The following is a 14,359-nucleotide window of genomic DNA, read 5'->3' as shown; positions in this document are numbered from 1 at the left end:
TGTCAAACTTGTAAGCGTCCCTCTTTTCTTACAGCAGATATTTAGAGTTTTCCGCTCTTTCAGCATACTCCTCTGGAGTCATTTTTCCCAGAGAATCATGCGGTCTTTCTGTATTGTATTCAACCATCCATCGATCAGCTTCTTCCCGAACTTCGCTTAAAGAGAAAAACAAATGCCTGTCCAATACCTCGTTCCTGAATGTACGATTAAACCTTTCCACATATGAATTCTGAAACGGCTTGCCTGGCTGTATGAACTCAAGCTCAACATCATGATACTCCGCCCAGTCAGCCAGTTTTACTGATATGAACTCAGGACCGTTGTCCATTCTGAGTTTAGCCGGATAACCTCTCCAAGAAGCTATCCTGTCAAGCACCCTGATAACTCTTGCTGCCGGAAGATTAAGGTCAACCTCAATGGCAAGAGCTTCCCGATTAAAGTCATCAACGACATTAAATGTCCTGTATTTCCTCCCGCAGTATAAGCTGTCGCTCATGAAATCTATAGACCAGCACTGGTTGATGGATTCAGGCACACTGATAGGCAGAGGATTTCTACTTGGAAGCCTTCTCTTGGCCTTACGGCGCATGTTGAGCTTCAAAAGGCAATAAACCCTATGAACTCTCTTATGATTCCATTTATGTCCAAGCCGACGGATAATGGCAAACAGCTTTCCGAAGCCATATCCCGGATATTTCTCACATAGTTCAAGCAAAACAGCGATAACATGATTATCTCTGTCTACATCCGGCTGATAGTAATAAACCGGACGGCTTATGCTGACTGTACGGCAAGCATGACTGACGCTCATGCCGTATATTGCTCTACAGTAGTCTGCTAAACTACGCTTCTCCGACGGCTTTAAAGCTTTTTTGAGAGAATATCCTTCAGGGCTGTATTCTCTAGGCTAAGATCAGCAAACATCTGCTTCAGTTTGCGATTCTCCTCTTCTAGCTCTTTTAATCTCTTGATGTCTGAGGCTTCCATGCCTCCGTATTTGGACTTCCAGTTGTAATAGGTGGCGTCACTGATGCCGTGCTCTCGACAAATGTCTTTAACCTGTCTGCCGGACTCGGCTTCTTTGAGTATTTTTACGATCTGAGTTTCTGAAAATCGACTGCGTTTCATTAAGTCCTCCTGTTATTAATCTACAGGAAAACTCTAATTTTAAACTGTAAAATTTTTAGGGATGCTTACACCTTGTTCTGCTGGCATCTTTGATGACTATTGTAGGTTTCATATTTGCACTGATCGGGGCGCAGATGCTTCTTGAGCTTTACGCTGGAAAGATAGCGTCATACTTTATAACAGCATTGATAGCTTTTGCTGTTACTGCTGTTGTCTCCGTTCTGGCCGCTAAAAAAGCGGGCAGCGGACGTTATTAGGACCTTATATGTTAACCAGCCGAAGACTTAAAACTGAAAAAAGGGTAAATCTGAGGGTGGCCAAGGCTAAAGTAAAGCTTCAGGACCCCTCACATTATATTATGGACTCAGTTAGAATTTTGAACGAGAAAGGGGTAAAAAGCGGGTCTGCCTATATTCTGGGAACCTGCCTTTTATTCCCTTTAATTCTGAAATTCTTTCAGGATATGGGTTCAGATACCAAGTGAAAAACCGGTTCCGGATTATACCACTCAGTAAAGGCTTAGAAATCCCTCACCGTAAAGATATACCTTCTTATATTCCCTTTAAATGCGGGGTAAGTATCACCGCTGTCCAGGGACTCCAGAATCTGGTAAGTCTCCCACGATATGCTCAGAAGGGAGAGAAGCCCTTCTTTTATTTCACAGTCTGAGTTGATAATTCTTTCCGCTTTTTTAAGACCTTGAATTACCCTTAGTTTTGTAGAGACTTCTGAGTTATAAATTATAACTCAAGTTTCGCACCTTTGAAACATCAGATTCTGTATTGAAAGCCTTACCATTTCCTGTATTCCAGCCAATTTATTCATAAAAACTGTAAATGTTTCCTTTGCTCCATCAATTATTGATAATAATCGGTTTATGAATTTTTCCATAAACGCCAGAATATTCAGTTCTTCGACCTCATAACGCAGACCCTCATACAGACTGCCTTTGTGACGGAAATCACCATTTATCCGTTCCATATAGCTCAGGATGATAAACCTAACGAGCGATAGTGTTAGGAAGCAAATAGTAGCCTCAAAGGTTCTGGATTGATTTTTCCCAAAGAAAAGCTTGCTCTTGGCATCTTTAAACAACACTTCTACTGCCCAACGCTGACCATAGGTTTCAATTATTTTTGCCGATGTCAAAGATGTATCCGTAGACAGTAGAATAATAGGCTTCTTTGATTTACTTTTCTCAGATGGCTGACAGAAGACCAGCTTAACCAGAGTTGAACCGAAAAAAGCATTGATGGAAGATACAGACACCCGATCTTTGCCAATTGTTACTGTTGCCTTAATCAAATCTGGAACAACACATTCCCATAAGCGTTTGGTTGAGTATACCTTGCCATTTACAGCAACAGTCAATGTCGGTGTAGTTTTAAGCATGGCAATCACGTCATAGCCTATCTCATTATAAATTGACGACACCAGCCTCGGCATACAGTACCAGCTGTCAAACAGAACAGCCCCAGCATCCAGACCCTTCTGTTTCGCCCGTTTAAGCATTTCCTTTACCAGTGTTGGTTTGTCTTTTACTGCTTCCTGTCGACGATGCCACGCCAGCATCCGCTTATCCATTTCAATTTCTGTCGATTGTTTGAATACTTTTCTGCTGCTTCGCTGCAAAGCAAAATCTACAGGGACAAATGACGCACGATCACTCCAGCCAAGCACAACAGCACTGAAGCCTTTCACGCTTTTACCTTTGCTATGGTCAAACACCCATGATACTTCTTCTATCTTTTTGCCGGCTTTCTGAATTACTGTGTCATCAATTACAAGAACACGCTGCTGCCAGCTGCTGAATGATTTGAAATATCTGATCACATTAAGCGATATATCCATCATAAAACGCCGCCAATTGATACTTGTACGTGTACTTAAACGATAAAAAACATCTTTACCGCCTAAATCAAATAGACTGTTCCGGCAATGGGAAACAAAATGATGAACGCTTTTGCCGAGAAAAGTCAGAAAAACTAAAGCCACAAGAATCGAAAATGGCTCAACGCCCTGATTCTTTGAAATACCGCACCTATAGGCAATTGTACGAAGCTGCAAAGCCTTCATCACTCGGAGTATCTCAAATTCTTTCCATAATGCCGCTTGTATTTCAGACTGCCATGATTTATTCTCAAGCATAGAAAAAGTCTCCTTGATGTAATTGTTCTTTGAAAATCAATATACCATTTATGGGAGACTTTTTCTATTGTTATCCTAGCTATAACAACAAGTTATCGCACTATATCAAGATGCGAAACTTGAGATATTAAGTTAACTATAATAGCAAAAAATCATAAGCTTTATGCCATGATGGATAACCTTGCTCTTGTTGATATTTTTAATGTGCAGAAGGGTTAAATGATAGATTTACATACCCATTCAACCTTTTCAGACGGCACAATGCATCCGGAAAAGCTGGTCAGCTATGCTGAAAAGCGAGGAGTTGAAGTGTTGGCTCTTACCGATCATGATACTGTTGACGGTCTGGAGAGCTTCCTTTCTATTGATTCTTCTGTTAAACGTGTCACAGGGGTAGAGATCAGTGTGGTTTACGATCCTGGAACATTTCATCTTGTCGGGTTGTTTGTTGACCATAAAAATATCGCTTTATTAAAAACACTGCAAAAGCTTAAGGATGCACGACGGAGAAGAAATGACCGCCTTATGGAGCTGGTAAGCGGGCTCATAGGGGGCAAGGTTACCGAGGATGATATCAGTCCTGAAAAAGATGGAGAGCTGGGAAGACCTCATATCGCTCAGTTTCTTGTTGCGCAAGGTTTTGCGGGCAGCATGAATGAAGCTTTTGATAAATATCTGGGCAAAGACGGCAGCTTGTATCTGCCTAAGGACAGGCTTGAGTTTTCTGAGGCGATAGATGTTATACATGAAGCTGGAGGTATAGCCATTCTTGCTCATCCTATGACTTTAGGGGTGGATGAGAAATATTTTTCCCCTTTTCTAAAATATCTCAAAGGTATGGGGCTTGATGGTCACGAAGTTTGGTGCTCTGACACCCCTGCCGACAAGTACGAAATGTTTTACGATATCGCAAAAGAGCACGGTATGCTTATTTCCGGAGGGAGTGACTTCCACGGAGACAATAAACTTAGTGTCGGGCTTGGAACAGGGAAGGGTGATTTAAATATTCCCTACAGTATTTATAAACAGCTTGAGTCTGCTGTTAGATAAGCCTACAGGTAATCAAATATTTCCATATGATTTTTTAGTATACGGCTTTCTTCCAGCTCGCCTCCGTATGCTAAAAAATCAACATCCGCTGCCTTTGCAGCATAATAATCTGTGAATGAATCACCGACGAAAAGCAGGTTCTCTTTCGCTGTCTGGTATTTTTCTATAATTTTATATAATCCTTCAGGATCTGGCTTTGGTTTTGCTACATCATTGGCAGTAACAGTATATGCGAAAAAATTTCCCATATCGAAATGATCGAAAAGATATTGCGTGGAAATACCTCTGTTTGTGCATACTGTGACAGTGTGACCCTCGGTCTGAAGTTTTTCAAGAGTGTCGTATATTTGAGGCGAAGGTTCCATAAGCGGGATAAAATCCCTGAAATTAGTATTTGCCGCAAATGTAAGCATCTCATCAGAAATCTGTTCGCTGCTGGCAAAAGCTCGGATAATTTCCCTGCTTGTGCTCATCATAGCAAGGCGCATGCTGGATTCAACTGTCCAGTCGATGCGCTCCAGACCGAACTTGTCGAATACATGGTTATAATAGCCAATAATGGCTTTTGTGCTGTTAAAAAGGACACCGTCGCAGTCGTAAACAAGTATTTTTTTCATAGTTTTTGGTTGTAGTACATTTTCGACATTGTGGCAATTTTTTTCTCATGAAAGCTTATAAATAGTCGATATGATGAGAACTATAGGAGGGTTGAAGATGGCTGGTATACAGGTTGGGGGGATAGTCTCCGGTATGGATACTAACGCTCTCGTCGAGCAGCTTATGCAGCAGGCACAGGTGCCGGTAGATAAGCTTTACGGCGAACTGAGCTACAAAGGGCTGGAAGAGGAAGTTTATGAAAATGTGGATAATATGCTTGGAAATCTCACATCGGATTTACTCACTTTGCGCCTTGAGTCAACTTTTAAAACCAAAACAACAACCTCTACCAATGAAGGTGTAGCAACAGCGACAGCAACCACTGACGCTGCTGTTGGAACCCATACTCTCCAGGTTGACCAGCTCGCGAATAACTCAACCGCCACAAGTGCCTATACACGGTTTGCCCTTTCTAAGACCGGAGCGAATGTTACCGGGGTAAAGGGACTCTCTGCTGATTATTTGCAGGGTGTAAGCAAAACAACAATACAGGCCGACGGAACGGATTATCTGGCAACTACAGAGATGACTCTGGATGGTTTGGGCAGGGTGGCAAAATCTTCCGGTGCAACAATAGACAGCGGCAGTGTAGACAATTATGGCAGGCTGCTCACAGATTTCGACGGAGATTTTACTATCGGTTATACAGATAGCGATGGTAACGCCCAGACGCTGACTATAAATGAAACATTCGGCAGCACTGATGTCGATATTGATCAAGCTGAAAGCATTAACGATGTTGCAGCAAGACTTGAGTTCTACCTTAACGAGGGTATGAACGATTCTATGGGGACAAATGCAGTTCAGTATCTTGCTGTGAGAGCTCAATACGACTCTGACGCTGATACATGGAACATGGCAATGTACGAAACAACCGTTGATGATTATAATATTTCTGTGTTCGGGACTGATGCCGGAACTCTCCGGGATGAACTCGGTTTCGCTGAATCATATACACCGACTACAAGTACAACGGGCACATTAACAAAATATCATATTGCAGATACACTTGAGAACTTACAGGATGAAGTTTTTAGCGCTGTTTCAGGGGTAGTTGCAGGAGCAACTTTTACTCTTTCCGGAACTCTGACTGAAGGGTCTTTTACTATCGCTCAAGACAGCACCCTTAAAGTAGGCTCGGCGACATATACTTCCTATACCAGCTCACAGGTGTCAGGAGGGGCGGGGCTCGATGTCAGCACTTCAGGGCTTGAAAACGCAGGGTTTACAAAAACTATCAGTGACAGTGCTAACGGTTATTTTACTATTAACGATGTTAAAATTGAAATTGAAGATTATTCTAAGCTGTCGGTAAATGATTTGCTTGGTAAAATAAACGGCTCGGGAGCAGGTGTTACAGCAAGTTATGACAGTGTAACAGATACGTTTAATATTCGTTCAAACACAACAGGCAGCAGCTCTGTAAGTCTCGGAGCATATGGCGATACCAGTAATCTTCTCAGTGTTATGAATCTGTCGGGTTCATCGGACAGAACATTTACCCAGGGAACAACTTCAGGCAGTATAAGTACCAGCTCTGATTTACTGAATGCGGGTCTAACTGTTCTACCAACTTCCGGGACTTTTACCATAAATGGCGTATCTATATATGTAGATGCAGGCACAGATACCATTCAGGATGTGATTGAAAAAGTGAATAACTCCGGTGCCGGTGTTACAATGGCTTATGACACCACTTCCGATAAGGTTACTCTTCGTTCTGACGGGATAGAGCCTATTGAGGTCGGCGGACCGAATGATTCAAGCAATTTACTTAAAGCTTTCAACCTGACAGATAATCCTATTGTTTCGAAAAGTATCGGAACAACTGGTCAGAAAGCTATTCTTACGGTTGATGGGCAAACATATGTCAGAGAATCTAATACTGTAAGTGATATCCTTAATGGCGTGACCTTTACATTGAATAGCGCAAGTGCAACTCCAACTACTATTGACGTCAGTGTCGATACTGATAAGGCTGTGGATGCGTTTGCGACCTTTATTGCTCACTACAATGAAGTTATGCAAATGCTTGATATTCCGTCATATGATTCTGATGATAAAGATGATTATATGGGATACCTTACCGATACTGACAAAGAGAGCATGACTGATGATGATATTTCTGAATATATGGAAAACTATGAAAAATATAACAAGTATGATATCATAAGGAGAAGTTCAGAGCTTAAGAATATGGACAACACGCTTCGTAGTATGTTTTTTTCAGTACGTACAGGCGTTTCCGGTTCCATAAATGATATGTCGGATATTGGGATAGAGGTTGCTGGTGATGATATTACTGAACAAACAAAAGGCTATCTTGTATCAATGTCCACTGATCATGACGAGATAGTTGAAGCATTGAAAGAGAATGCAGATTTTCTGACTGCCCTGACTGACAAGCCTGATGAGGTTTATACATTTTTTGCTCAGTCGTCAGACTTAGACGAAACCGACGCAAATTATAACAATGAGATTGGGTGGTCAAGATATCTTTCCAAAATGATAGATGAACGTTATACTAGTGATACGGGGATGATAGGTGCTAAGCTGGGAACGAGCGGCACGATCTATTCTGAAATGTCACGACTGGAAAGCAGAATTGAAACTCAGGAAGAAAGAGTTGAGAGCCAGCTGGAGAGATACTGGGCACAGTTTACTGCAATGGAACAGGCTATATCTGATGCTCAGGCAAGTGCCAACAGTTTTACCAGTGCTTCTTCAAGCAGTTAATATTAACGAAAGGAGTCGTTTATATGCAGAGTCCGTACAAAAACTACATCAAACAGGAAGTTGAGGGTGCCACAAAAGGAAAGTTAGTACTTCTCATGTATGATGGCGCAATTAAATTTTTACGTGTGGCAGTTAAAGCGGTTAACGAGAATAACATTCCGGATGCCCACAATAACATCATGAAAGCTCAGAATATCATTTACGAGCTGATGTCAACTTTAAACATGGAAGCTGGCGATGTTGCTAAAAATCTTATGAGACTTTATGATTTCATGATATGGCAGCTCGTTGAAGCAAACAAAGAGAAAGATAATACTAAAATTGAAAGTGTTATCAAGCTTATGAGCTCTCTTAGAGAGGCATGGAAAGAAGTTGTTCAAAAAGAAGAGGGATCCGTTAAGCAGGAGCCGGAAGAGACTAAATCAATAAACTTTGCCGGATAAAAATATGGTAATAAACAACGAAAGCTCTGTCATAAATTTGCGGGATAAACTCGCAACTATCGACAGAAAAAAAACACAATCTGATAGTTCTCAGGTTTCTAAAGATGGTAAGCAGTCTGAGAAAACCACGGATAATGAAAAGCAGTATATTACTGACATTATCGGTATTCGGAATGAAAACAGACTGGCCGCTTCATCAGGTACAAACATTCAGTCAGACGAAGAGGCATTTGATATGCTTGAAGATCTGAAAAAACAGTTTGCCGACGACTCTGAGAATGCAATCAACGCTCATAAGAAAGCTGATCCCGATGCTGTGATGCAGTTTTACCCTTTCGAATAGGAAGTAAAATAACAGCAGCCGGAACTCTTCTATATTGAGATTTATATTATTAATCTATACAGTGTAACTATGTGCAAAAATGATTTCAGACAACTTTACAGTATGTTTACCAAAAAAGCAGAAGCTGTTATAAATGCTGAAGAGCATGAGAATCTTATAAAGAATTATGATTCTTATAAGTCATGCATGAAACAGCTTACGCAGATATTGAAAGAAATTAACGATAAAGATGATTTGCGTGTAGAAATAGAATCAGTTGAAACACTTCATGGTAGGGTTATCGAAAGGCTTGTGAAAGAGAAAGAAGGACTTTTTAAAAATATACGCACTAAGATATGCCGCGAACATGTCCGCAAAAAATATAGTTCAAAAAGTCAGAAAGCATCCCTGATCAACAAAAAGTTTTAAAACAGGGATGCCTTTAAGTATTTCTAGTCAGCCTGGATAAGAAGTTCTTTGATCTCTTTGCCCGGCTTAAAGTAAGGTACGTTTTTAGAAGGTACTTCAACCTTATCTCCGGTCTTAGGGTTACGTCCGACTTTAGAATTCTTTTCTCTGATTTTAAAGCTTCCGAAACCTCTTATCTCTACTTTGTCGCCTGTTTTAAGGGCGTCTTTGATAGAGGAGAAAACACCATTTACGATGAATTCCACCTGCTTCTTAGTGAGTTCCTGATTCTGAGTCGAGATAACTTCGATGAGTTCTGATTTTGTCATAACCTTTATCTCCGTGCAAATGTCAATTAGTTAAAACATTTTTTTTATTTACACATTATATCTGATGTCATATAAGGTGTAAAGGGAATTTACCGGAAAAAATTAAGGAAAACATTAAGGAAAACATTTGTCATGTCAGGATTTATATATAAAGTTCTCAAATCAGGGCTCGGTATCTTCACGAGCAGGATATTCGGACTCATAAGAGATGTCGCTGTTGCCGGTTTTTTTGGAGCAAGCGGAGTGACCGATGCTTTCTTTGTCGCTTTTGCTATCCCGAATCTTTTCAGAGCTTTTTTTGCTGAAGGTGCCTTGTCTTCTGCATTTGTCCCTTTTTTAAGTGATAATATGTCTCTGAAGAGCAGGCAGGCAGCAGATAACTATCTTACCAGTCTTATTGTAGCTGTATCTGGAATGATTTGCGCCATTCTTTTTTTTACCACATTATTCCCAACTCAAATTGTAACCATGTTCATGCCCGGCTACGCTGATGACGCCGACCTCATAGCGAAAGCCGCATCAATGGTCGTTGTGCTTATGCCTTACCTGCTTTTTGTTACAATTTGCGCACTTCTTTCAGGTTACCTGAACCTGAAGGGCAGCTATTATATCCCAAGCTCGTCCACAGCCATTCTGAATATAGCAATGATTGTTGGCGCATGGATAGGCTTTCAGCGCGGTATCGACATAATGTATTTATGTTATGGTGTTTTTGCGGGTGGAGTATTGCAGCTTGTCTACGTCATGTCCTACGCTTTTTATAAAGGTTTCAGACCAAATCTTAAAGGCGGATACAGCCGTGATGTGAGAAAAACATTTTATCTTGTTATACCTTCGCTGGCAGGGGTGGGGATAAACCAGCTTAATTTTATGGTGGGGAGGATTCTTGCTTCATTCCTTACCGTTGGCAGTATTTCTTATCTCTATTATGCAAACAGACTTTTTCAGTTTCCGCTGGGGATGTTTGCTGTTGCTGTGGGCACAGTCACACTCACGGAGATCAGTAGGGCAAATACCGAGGGTGACCTTTCAAGGCGTAACAACCTTATTAATAAGGCTGTGAATGCTATTTTTATAATCATGCTTCCTGCTTCGACAGGGCTCATTGTCCTTGCTTATCCCATTATCGAAATAGTGTATGCAAGGATGAATTTCAGCCTGTCTGATGTTGGCGCAACGGCTTCCGCTTTGCAGATGTACACTGTAGGTCTCATGTTTTATTCTATGCTTAATGTTTTCAGCAGAGTTTTCCACTCAGAAAAAGATATGAAGACACCAGTAAAAGGTGCTTTTATTGCTCTTATTGCTAATATTGTATTTAACCTTATTCTTATTAAACCGATGGGGCACGCCGGCATAGCTCTGGCATCAGGTATTGCAGCAGGTATGAACTGTCTCTATCTTTATGTTAAAATGCGTGATTACAAATATGACTTTATGAAAAACATCAAACTTCTTATAAAAATCGCTATTGCCTGTTTTTTTATGGGCGGAGCAACATATTCACTCTTTCTTGCTGGATTAAACATTATTCCGGTTATACTTATAGGGTGTATAGTATATTTTGTTTCGCTGCGGCTGACAGGGATACATATCCGGAGTGCATTGAGATGAAAACAGTTGTTCAGAGAGTAAACAGTGCCTATGTTGATATAGAAGGCGTGAGGGTTGCAGATATCAAAGAGGGGCTCCTTGTGCTTTTCGGAGTTGAAAAAGGGGATGAAAAAGCCTTCTGTAAAGAACTCGCTTATAAGATATCAAATTTACGTATTTTTGAAGACGACAACGGAAAAATGGGCAGGTCTGTTAAGGATATAGCAGGGGAAATGATTATCGTTAGTCAGTTTACCCTTGCGGGGAATTGCAAAAAAGGGTTAAGACCGGATTTTGGTAACGCTATGGAGCCGGAAACGGCAAATAGCTTTTATGAATATTTTACTAACTGCTGCAAAGAGGAACTGGGCGAAAGCAGAATTCAAACCGGACAGTTCGCAGCAGAAATGAATGTCGGGCTTGAAAATAACGGTCCGGTAACAATAATATTAGAAAAACGGAGCTGATTATGAAACTTGAAAGCATTATTGTTGGCCCCCTTGCGGTCAATTGCTATATTATATCTAAAGATGGAAAGGCGGTGATAGTTGACCCCGGCGGCAATACGGAAAGCATTGTGAAGTATCTCAAGCAGGGCAAACTTACACCTGTAGCCATTGTAAACACCCATGGGCATTTTGACCACATAGGTTCTGTTTCGCAGCTAAAAGAAGCATATGACATACCCTTTATGCTTCATAAAGATGATGAATTCCTCTGTTCACACGGAGCAGAATCGTCAGCAATGTTTGGCTTTGATAAAATAGAAAACCCTGCAATTACAGACTACCTGACCGATGGACAACAATTGAGTTTAGGTGGAATAGAGATAGGTGTTATTCATACTCCGGGACATTCTCCGGGAGGAGTATGTCTTTACGTTCGTGAATTGAAGTCTGTAATGACAGGCGACACGCTGTTTCTTGAATCGGTAGGCAGGTCAGACTTCCCTTATGCATCAACTGAGCAGCTTATGCATAGTATAAGAGAAAAGGTGTTCAGCCTCCCTGATGAAACAAAGGTATTTCCCGGGCACGGACCCTCCAGCAGCATAGGGCATGAAAAAAAGTTTAATCCATTTCTTTAAACACAGCAAAGCATTAAAGAGGGGATTTGATATATTGACTTATGAATCGTTTCTGATAATATATTTTAAATGAACAAAATCCTTGTGGATACTTCAGGTAAAGGTCTTTCTGCTACTGTTTGTGACGATGAAGCAAATATCATTGCATCCGTGAGCGTAAGGCTCGAAAATAAGCTAAGCGAAAAAATGATGTCTGTTATGGATTTTATTTTTAAAACATCTCAGCTTTCACCACAGGATATCGATAAATATTATATAGTTACCGGACCCGGGTCATTCACCGGCATCAGGATAGGTGTCGGCAGTCTGCTCGGGTTTTGTTTGTCATGCGGTAAAAAGTTAGAGGGGATAAGCTCTCTGGATGCAGCAGCGATCATCTCCGGAAAAGAAAGCGTTAAGACTGCTGTGAAGCTACGTGGGAGACTTTACGGGTTTAGAGAATACAGCTTTAGTGACGGAATATTTTCTGGCTTCCAGACTGAAAAGATGGACTGTACAGATGATTTTTATGTTATTAACTCCGGCGGGCGGTGGGATGATCTTTCAAAAGCTGTACTCTCAGATAGATTTCATGAATTTATAACTGACTATTCCCCCATGTATATGCGGGCGAGTGAGGCGGAAATTAACTTTGATAAGAGAAGCAGAGCATGCTGATATTGATTCTGTCTGTCTGATAGAAAAAGAGGTTTTTAAACGACCATGGTCTGAGTCCTCTTTTGTTGCTGAACTTACTAAAGTTAACTGTGATTTCCTTGTCTACGAAATTAACGGCGAAGTGGCAGGTTATATTATTTTCTGGTATATTTTAGATGAGGGAGAAGTTGGCAATATCGCCGTTTCACCTTTATATCGCAGAAAAGGCATAGCACGCAAACTTTTAGACGCTTGTATTTTGATGCACCCCGAAGTTAGCAACATCTATCTGGAGGTTGATAAAACTAACGCGGGGGCTATTTGTCTATACAGTGAATACGGGTTTGAGGACTCGGGAACGATAAAAGATTATTATGGAAAAGGTATGGATGCTCTGAGGATGTATTTGAGTATCCCAAAAAATGAGGGGTGATTATAATGCTTAAGGTTGAAAATGAATTAGTAGAGAAGATGGTTCAGACTGATCAGGATTTCAGGAAGCTGTTCGAAGCGCATATAAGTTTTGAACAGGATCTGGAAGCTCTTTACAGCCTTAAATATTTTCCGCCTGAAGTGGAAGCGAAAATCAAAGAGATAAAGATTTCAAAACTTAGAGGCAAAGATAAGATGGAAATGCTTCTTGCTCAAAAGAAATCTGAAAATAATAAATAGGTGAATGCTAATGAATAATAAAAACTACCTGTTTACGTCAGAGTCCGTTAGTGAGGGACATCCTGATAAAATGGCTGATCAGATATCAGACGCAGTTCTTGATGCAATGATCAAAGATGACCCTTACAGCAGAGTAGCTTGTGAAACTCTGGTTACAACAGGTCTTGTTGTGGTTTCCGGCGAGGTTACTACAAACACTTACGTGGAAATCCCTGAAATTGTTCGTGAGACAGTTCGCAATATAGGTTACCGTAATTCAGCTCATGGCTTCGACTGTGACACCTGTGGTGTGATGGTTACTCTTGACAAGCAGTCCCCTGATATTGCGATGGGGGTTGACGTCGGAGGAGCAGGTGACCAGGGGCTTATGTTTGGTTTCGCATGTGATGAAACTCCTGAACTAATGCCTCTTCCCATTACTCTTTCTCATAAACTTACCAAAAAACTTTCTGAGCTTCGTAAAAGCGGCGAGCTCAATTACCTCCGCCCTGACAGTAAATCTCAGGTCACAATAGAATATGACGGTTTTAACCCTGTTCGTGTTGATACAGTTGTTATAAGCACGCAGCACTCCGAAGATATTCATCTTGACGACCTTAAGAAAGATATTATTCAGGTTATAAAAGGTGTAATACCTCAAGAACTTAACGCAGGTGATATAAAGTATCACATCAACCCTACTGGACGTTTCGTTATAGGTGGTCCTATGGGAGATTGCGGTCTTACGGGCAGGAAAATAATTGTTGATACCTACGGTGGCATGGGGCGTCACGGCGGCGGAGCTTTCAGTGGTAAAGATCCATCTAAAGTTGACCGTTCTGCTGCATATTCAGCAAGATGGGTTGCTAAAAATATCGTAGCTGCCGGTCTTGCTAAACGTTGTGAGCTGCAAGTTGCTTACGCTATTGGTGTTGTTGATCCGGTAAGTATTATGGTAAATACCTTCGGAACATCTGTTGTCCCTGAGGAAAAGATAGAGAAAGCTGTGCGTGAGGTTTTTGACCTCACACCAAAAGGCATCATGGATGCTCTGGATCTCAGGAGACCTATTTACAAATCTACTGCTGCATATGGACATTTCGGACGCAGCGAGTTTCCTTGGGAAAACACAGATAAAATTGCAGATCTTAAAACTGCAATAGGCTGATAA

At 41.1% G+C, this 14,359-nt stretch carries 17 protein-coding genes; 13 read left to right on the top strand and 4 right to left on the bottom strand.

What is annotated here, in order from left to right; translation table 11 throughout:
- Positions 1 to 28: 28 nt before the first annotated feature.
- Positions 29 to 1,128, bottom strand: a protein-coding gene (locus DACET_RS07330; protein WP_148214160.1) for an IS3 family transposase whose coding sequence is annotated in 2 segments (ribosomal slippage) — positions 29 to 876 and positions 876 to 1,128 — 1,101 coding nt in all. Because the reading frame shifts where the segments join, the coding sequence is not laid out codon by codon here.
- Between the two features lie 92 nt (positions 1,129 to 1,220).
- Here DACET_RS07330 and DACET_RS16265 point away from each other — a divergent pair.
- On the top strand, positions 1,221 to 1,385 hold the full coding sequence (locus DACET_RS16265) for a hypothetical protein (protein ID WP_013010748.1): 165 nt from the start codon (positions 1,221 to 1,223) through the stop codon (positions 1,383 to 1,385).
- 490 nt (positions 1,386 to 1,875) lie between these two features.
- Here DACET_RS16265 and DACET_RS07315 read toward each other — a convergent pair whose 3' ends face one another.
- The gene (locus DACET_RS07315) at positions 1,876 to 3,276 is read right to left on the bottom strand and encodes an IS4 family transposase (RefSeq protein ID WP_013010002.1); all 1,401 of its coding nucleotides are present in this window, start codon (positions 3,274 to 3,276) and stop codon (positions 1,876 to 1,878) included.
- A gap of 219 nt (positions 3,277 to 3,495) precedes the next feature.
- On the opposite strand from DACET_RS07315, the gene DACET_RS07310 reads away from it, so the two are divergent.
- Positions 3,496 to 4,326: a PHP domain-containing protein gene (locus DACET_RS07310; protein WP_013010746.1), complete on the top strand. Its 831-nt coding sequence runs from the start codon at positions 3,496 to 3,498 to the stop codon at positions 4,324 to 4,326.
- A gap of 2 nt (positions 4,327 to 4,328) precedes the next feature.
- Here the strand turns inward: DACET_RS07310 and DACET_RS07305 are convergent, their stop codons facing one another.
- A complete protein-coding gene (locus DACET_RS07305; protein WP_013010745.1) occupies positions 4,329 to 4,943 on the bottom strand; it encodes an HAD family hydrolase in 615 nt (204 codons plus the stop codon).
- Positions 4,944 to 5,040: 97 nt separating this feature from the next.
- Between DACET_RS07305 and fliD the strand changes: the two genes are divergently transcribed.
- The 4 genes from fliD to DACET_RS07285 all read left to right on the top strand — a co-directional run bounded on the left by fliD (position 5,041) and on the right by DACET_RS07285 (position 8,913).
- On the top strand, positions 5,041 to 7,719 hold the full coding sequence (gene fliD, locus DACET_RS07300; RefSeq protein ID WP_013010744.1) for a flagellar filament capping protein FliD: 2,679 nt from the start codon (positions 5,041 to 5,043) through the stop codon (positions 7,717 to 7,719).
- Positions 7,720 to 7,742: 23 nt separating this feature from the next.
- A complete protein-coding gene (gene fliS / locus DACET_RS07295; protein WP_013010743.1) occupies positions 7,743 to 8,162 on the top strand; it encodes a flagellar export chaperone FliS in 420 nt (139 codons plus the stop codon).
- 4 nt (positions 8,163 to 8,166) lie between these two features.
- The gene (locus DACET_RS07290; protein ID WP_013010742.1) at positions 8,167 to 8,505 is read left to right on the top strand and encodes a hypothetical protein; all 339 of its coding nucleotides are present in this window, start codon (positions 8,167 to 8,169) and stop codon (positions 8,503 to 8,505) included.
- A 102-nt stretch (positions 8,506 to 8,607) separates the two neighbouring features.
- Positions 8,608 to 8,913 carry a hypothetical protein gene (locus DACET_RS07285; protein ID WP_148214159.1) on the top strand — a complete coding sequence of 102 codons (306 nt, stop codon included), beginning with the start codon at positions 8,608 to 8,610 and terminating at the stop codon, positions 8,911 to 8,913.
- Between the two features lie 23 nt (positions 8,914 to 8,936).
- Here the strand turns inward: DACET_RS07285 and DACET_RS07280 are convergent, their stop codons facing one another.
- Positions 8,937 to 9,221, bottom strand: a complete 285-nt coding sequence (locus DACET_RS07280; protein WP_013010740.1) for an integration host factor subunit beta — start codon at positions 9,219 to 9,221, stop codon at positions 8,937 to 8,939.
- A 132-nt stretch (positions 9,222 to 9,353) separates the two neighbouring features.
- On the opposite strand from DACET_RS07280, the gene murJ reads away from it, so the two are divergent.
- The 7 genes from murJ (at position 9,354) to metK (ending at position 14,356) form a co-directional block, all read left to right on the top strand.
- Positions 9,354 to 10,835 carry a murein biosynthesis integral membrane protein MurJ gene (gene murJ / locus DACET_RS07275; RefSeq protein ID WP_013010739.1) on the top strand — a complete coding sequence of 494 codons (1,482 nt, stop codon included), beginning with the start codon at positions 9,354 to 9,356 and terminating at the stop codon, positions 10,833 to 10,835.
- The gene (dtd, locus tag DACET_RS07270; protein ID WP_013010738.1) at positions 10,832 to 11,281 is read left to right on the top strand and encodes a D-aminoacyl-tRNA deacylase; all 450 of its coding nucleotides are present in this window, start codon (positions 10,832 to 10,834) and stop codon (positions 11,279 to 11,281) included. The genes murJ and dtd overlap by 4 nt, the downstream gene beginning before the upstream one ends.
- Positions 11,282 to 11,283: 2 nt before the next feature.
- Positions 11,284 to 11,901 carry an MBL fold metallo-hydrolase gene (locus DACET_RS07265; protein ID WP_013010737.1) on the top strand — a complete coding sequence of 206 codons (618 nt, stop codon included), beginning with the start codon at positions 11,284 to 11,286 and terminating at the stop codon, positions 11,899 to 11,901.
- Between the two features lie 69 nt (positions 11,902 to 11,970).
- Complete coding sequence (gene tsaB / locus DACET_RS15510) at positions 11,971 to 12,558, top strand: tRNA (adenosine(37)-N6)-threonylcarbamoyltransferase complex dimerization subunit type 1 TsaB (RefSeq protein ID WP_013010736.1); 588 nt, start codon at positions 11,971 to 11,973, stop codon at positions 12,556 to 12,558.
- Positions 12,533 to 12,970 (top strand): ribosomal protein S18-alanine N-acetyltransferase, encoded by a 438-nt coding sequence (gene rimI / locus DACET_RS07255; RefSeq protein ID WP_013010735.1) that lies wholly within the window; start codon positions 12,533 to 12,535, stop codon positions 12,968 to 12,970. The genes tsaB and rimI overlap by 26 nt, the downstream gene beginning before the upstream one ends.
- 5 nt (positions 12,971 to 12,975) lie before the next feature.
- Entirely contained in the window at positions 12,976 to 13,209 is a 234-nt protein-coding gene (locus DACET_RS07250) for a hypothetical protein (RefSeq protein WP_013010734.1), read from the top strand.
- Positions 13,210 to 13,219: 10 nt separating this feature from the next.
- Entirely contained in the window at positions 13,220 to 14,356 is a 1,137-nt protein-coding gene (metK, locus tag DACET_RS07245; RefSeq protein ID WP_013010733.1) for a methionine adenosyltransferase, read from the top strand.
- The last annotated feature ends 3 nt before the right edge of the window (positions 14,357 to 14,359 follow it).

The sequence above is a fragment of the Denitrovibrio acetiphilus DSM 12809 genome (assembly GCF_000025725.1).
GTDB classification, from domain to species: domain Bacteria; phylum Chrysiogenota; class Deferribacteres; order Deferribacterales; family Geovibrionaceae; genus Denitrovibrio; species Denitrovibrio acetiphilus.
The sequence above is the reverse complement of the archived record's forward strand: the minus strand, read 5'-3'. Positions and strand labels throughout refer to the sequence as shown.